This window comes from Micromonospora sp. NPDC049799 (assembly GCF_040656655.1).
Classification (GTDB): domain Bacteria; phylum Actinomycetota; class Actinomycetes; order Mycobacteriales; family Micromonosporaceae; genus Micromonospora.
This window is the reverse complement of record NZ_JBFAMU010000393.1, coordinates 1-4,638: the sequence shown is the minus strand read 5'-3', so window position 1 is coordinate 4,638 and position 4,638 is coordinate 1. Positions and strand designations below refer to the sequence as shown.

Genomic DNA, 4,638 nt, shown 5'->3' with positions numbered 1-4,638 from the left:
GGGGCGGCGCGCGGAGCGCCACCTCAGCGGAGCGGGACGGTCTCGCCGCGCGTGACCGTGCGGACCGACGCCGCGAAACCGCGCCGGCGGGACTCGGCGACGAAGTCGGCCAGCGGTGAGCGGAACACCGGGTAGTCGTCGTAGTGGATCGGCACGGTGAGCTTCGGCCGGATCAGCTCCACCAGGTCGGCGCCCTGCCGGTCGTCCATGGTGAGCAGGATGCCGGCGATCCTGGTGCCGCCGAGGTGGATGAGCATCGCGTCGATGTCGGGGTACCGCCGGGGGATGTCGGCGAGCAGCGGCCGGTGCAGGGTGTCCCCGGTTACGTAGAGGCGGAACAGCCGCTCGCCACCGCGCTCCAGGTCGATCATGGTGCCCATCACGTCGGGCAGCAGCAGGTCCAGCGCCCCGGGCCCGTGTCTGCCCGGCATTGAGGTGAGTCGCAGCGTGGTGCCGCCATGGTGCAGCTCGGTCGACTGCCAGGTGGGCAGCCCCTGCGCGGCACGGAAGCCCCAGCGGCGGAGCTTCAGGCCGGCGGCGGGTGTGGTGACGACCGGCAGGCCACGGTCCAGCTCGCGGCGCGCCACCCGGTCGAAGTGGTCACCGTGCAGGTGGGACAGGACCACCGCGTCCAGCGCCGGCAGCTGGGCGATCTCCAGCGCCGGGTCCGTGCGGCGCCGTGACCACAGACCCTTGCCCAGGTACGCCCGCTCGCCGCGGTGCAGGAAGTTCGGGTCGGTGAGCAGGGTGAACCCGCCGAGCCGCAGCACCGTGGTCGCGGTACCGATGAACGTCACGTCCGCCTGCTCCGTCACGGACCTCACCTCCGTCAACGATCCGTACCCGTGATCGCGGCGACCATGCGGGACGGACCGTCACGCGCGGCGCGGCGCCTCGGTCGGGCGGTCCTCGCGCTCGGGGCGGGAGGGACCACCCGCGGCCAGAGACGGGCCGCCCCCGTCCGACGACGGGTCCCCGCCGTCCGGGGACGGCTCGTCGTGGGTCGGCCAGAGGTGCAGGCGGTTGAGCAGGTCGACGCCGGGCGCCGGTGGCTGCGGCAGCCGCTCGACGAGCCGGGTGATGCCGCTGTTGGCGAGGGTGGCGCCCAGCGCCGACCCGGTGGCGATGGACCAGCCGACCGGGCCCAGCGGGGTGCAGCCGAAGAAGTGGCTGAGTCCCGGCGTCTGCACGACGGCCACCAGCACACCCACCGAGCCGGCGGTGGAGAGCAGGACGCCCGGGGTCGCGCCACCGGCCAGCAGGGTCTGGCCGAGCTGTGTGCCGACCAGCGACACCAGGGCGACCGTGGCGGCCCGCCGCTCCCGGCCGGTCCAGCGGGCCAGCATCCAGCCGGCGGTGGCCCCGAGCGCGGTCGACGTGGCGCGCAGCGCGATCTCCCGGTCCAGGGTCGAGCCGAGCGACGTGTCGGGTCCCTCGCGCAGCAGGTTCTCGCTGTGTTCCGGGCGGGGTGGCCGGACCGCGATGGCCAGGGCGGGTGCCAGGTCGGTGAGCAGGTTGACGAGCAGCAGTTGGCGGCCGTTCAGGGCGGAACGGCCGGTCGCGGCCGCGGTGACGATGCTGAACGCGATCTCCCCGAGGTTGCCGCCGACGAGGATGCTCAGCGCGTGCCGGACCGACGACCACATGGCCCGGCCCTCGACCAGCGTGGCGATGATGGTCTCCAGCCGGTCGTCCATCACGACCAGGTCGGCGGCGGCCCGCGCGGCGGGGGTGCCCCGCTGGCCGAGGGCGATGCCCACGTCGGCGAGCCGGATGGCGGGGGCGTCGTTCGCGCCGTCCCCGGTCATCGCGACCGTCCGGCCGCACGCCTGCAACGCCTGGATGATCCGGACCTTGTGGGCGGGTGTGCACCGGGCCACCACGTCGGTGGTGACCAGCCGCTCCCCGAGCGCCTCGTCGTCCAGGTCGTCGAGGTCGGCGGCGTTGACCACCCGCTGGCCGTCCCCGTCGCTGATCACCGAAGCGATCGCCTCAGCGGTGGCCGGGTGGTCGCCGGTGATCATGATGGTGTGCACGCCGGCCCGTCGGATGTCCGCCACGGCCGGGGCGGCGCTGGCCCGGATCCCGTCGCCGAGCGCGAGGATGCCGACGAACGTCAGGCCGTGTACGGCGTCGTCGGTGATCGACTCGTCGTCGACGGTACGTTCGGCGATGGCGAGGACGCGCTGCCCGGCGCCGGCGTGTCGGTCCAGTTCCCGGTGCAGCTCCTGCCGCCCGGCGTCGTCCACCGGCACCACGCCCCGTTCGGTGCGCCGGTTGACGCAGCGGGGCAGCACGGTCTCGGGTGCGCCCTTCAGGCTCAGGAGCAGCCCGCCGTCGCAGGTGCCGACGGTGGCGTGGTAGCCGCGGGACGGCTCGAACGGCATCACGTTCACCTGCTGCCAGGCCGCCGCCCCGGTCTGCTCGACCGCACCGACCTCCCGCGCGGCCCGGCGTACCGCCCGGTCGGTCTGTTCCGGCAGGTCCTCCGGGTCGTCGGCGGCGGGGGTTGCCCGCAGCGCCACCGCCAGGACGGTGCGCAGGTGCTCGTCGAGCCGGTCGACGGTCGCGTACCGGTCGCCGTCGCCGACGCCGGAGAGCACGAGACGGCCCTCGGTCAGCGTGCCGGTCTTGTCGAAGCAGAGGACGTCCACCCGGCCGAGGGCCTCGATGGTGCGCGGGTTGCGGACCAGCGCCCCGTGTTCGGCGAGTCGCCGGGCGGCGGCCAACTGCGCGGCGCTGACCAGGAACGGCAGCCCCTCGGGCACCGAGGCGACGGCCAGGTTGGCGGCGGTCGCGGCCGTCTCCGCCAGCGGTACGCCCCGGGCCAGCCCGGCTCCGGCGACCGCCACGGCCGACCCGATCGCCAGCGGGATGGACTTGCTGGTCAGCCCACCCAGCCGGGCCTCCACACCACTGGTGGGTGCGGCGTCCCGGGCCAGCGCCATGCTCCGGCCCGCCTCGGTGTCGGCACCGGTGGCGACCACCACGGCCACGCCGTGTCCGGCGGCCACCGTCGTTCCCTCGTACAGCATCGAGCGACGCTCGGCCACCGCCGACGCCGCGACCGGGTCCACGGTCTTGCCCACCGGCAGCGACTCGCCGGTCAGGGAGGACTCGTCCGCCTCCAGCCCGGCGGCCTCCAGGACCCGGCAGTCGGCCGGTACGGCGTCTCCGGGCTCCAGGAGGACCACGTCGCCGGGTACCAGGTCCTCGGCGGCCAGCACCTGCTCGCCGCCGTCCCGGCGGGCCCGGGCGGTGACCGCCGAGCGGGACAGCAGTTCCGCCAGCGACCGCTCGGTGTTGCGCTGGTGCACCGCGCCGATCAGGGCCGACCCGCCGACCACCCCGCCGACCAGGGCGGCGTCGACGGGCGACCCGAACGACGCGGACAGCACGGCGCCGGCCGCGAGGACCGGGGTCAGCGGGTTGGAAAGCTCGTCGAGGAACACCCGGAGCAGGCTGGACGACCCGGGCTGGTACTCACGGGCGGTGCCCCGCCGGCGGGCCGCCTCGGCCGTGTCGAGCCCGTCCGGTCCGGTGTGCAGGTGGTCGAGCACGGTCGACACCGGCATCAGGTGCCACGGAACGGCGGTACGCGGAGCCGGCGTGGTGGTCGGGTCCGGCAGGCGGTGCGCCCGCCACACGCCGTGGGCGAAGGCCAGCGCGGCGGCCCCGTTGACCGCGGCGAGGGTCCGGCCCGGCAACTGCTCCTTGTCGGCGGTGAACGCGGACAGCGCGCCGAGGCCGACGCCGGCCAGAGCGAGCCGGATGTTCTGGGTGGTCATCCGCCGGGCCACTCCGGCGGCCTCGACGACCAGCGCGGCCACCCGGGGGTCGGGGCCGACGAGCAGGTGCGCGCCCCACGGCGGCGGGTCCTCCGGTGCGGCCACCCCGAGCCCGCAGTCGGCCGCCGCGAGCGCGGCCCGGTCGCTGCTGGCCAGCATCACCACCGCGCCCTCGCGTTGCAGGTCCCGCACCGTCCGGGCCAGGTCGGTACCGCCGGGCAGGACTTCGTCGGCGAAGCCGTACCGGTCGGTGTCCGCACCGGCGACCACCAGGCGCAGGCCGGCCCGCCGAGCGGCGGTGGGCAGCACGTCCGCGCCCGGGGCCGCCTCCGTCTCGGCCCGCAGCACCGCCGTCAGGCGGCCGGCGCGGGCGAGGCCCAGCACCCGGCCGCCGGCCGCGCGCAGCCGGGCGCTCTCCGGCGTGTCCCCGGGGTCCTCGGCGTCGATCGAGTCGACCGGGCCGAGCCGCCAGCCGTCGGCCTGCCGGCGTTCGTCGGGGGCGTCCGGGTCGAACAGGGCGAAGGCGCGGGCGGCCACCTCCCCGGCGTCGGCGCCGTCCAGCGGTGCCAGGTCGGCGAGGGCACCCCGGCCGGAGCCGAGGACGGCGGTGTCCAGCACCAGCGTGTCGACCCGGTCCAGTTCCCGCAGCACGCCGCGGTCCATCGCGATCACACCCCGGCGGGCCAGCAGGTTACCGAGCTGCGCGGCGTACCCCTCCCGCCCGGACACGGGCGCCTTCGGCAGGGCGGAGAGACCCCAGCAGGAGCTGGCGGCGGTCGAGCCGGACCTGCAGCAGGGCACCAACCTTCAGCACGCGTTGCGGCTGGCCGGCCGGCACCTGCGTCGCCAC

The 4,638-nt window shown here is 75.9% G+C and carries 1 protein-coding gene and 1 pseudogene; both read right to left on the bottom strand.

The window, feature by feature from the left end:
* Positions 1–23: 23 nt before the first annotated feature.
* A complete protein-coding gene (locus AB0I76_RS22940) occupies positions 24–815 on the bottom strand; it encodes an MBL fold metallo-hydrolase (RefSeq protein ID WP_357038949.1) in 792 nt (263 codons plus the stop codon).
* 60 nt (positions 816–875) lie between these two features.
* Positions 876–4,638, bottom strand: a pseudogene (locus AB0I76_RS22935) (HAD-IC family P-type ATPase); the annotation flags it as partial.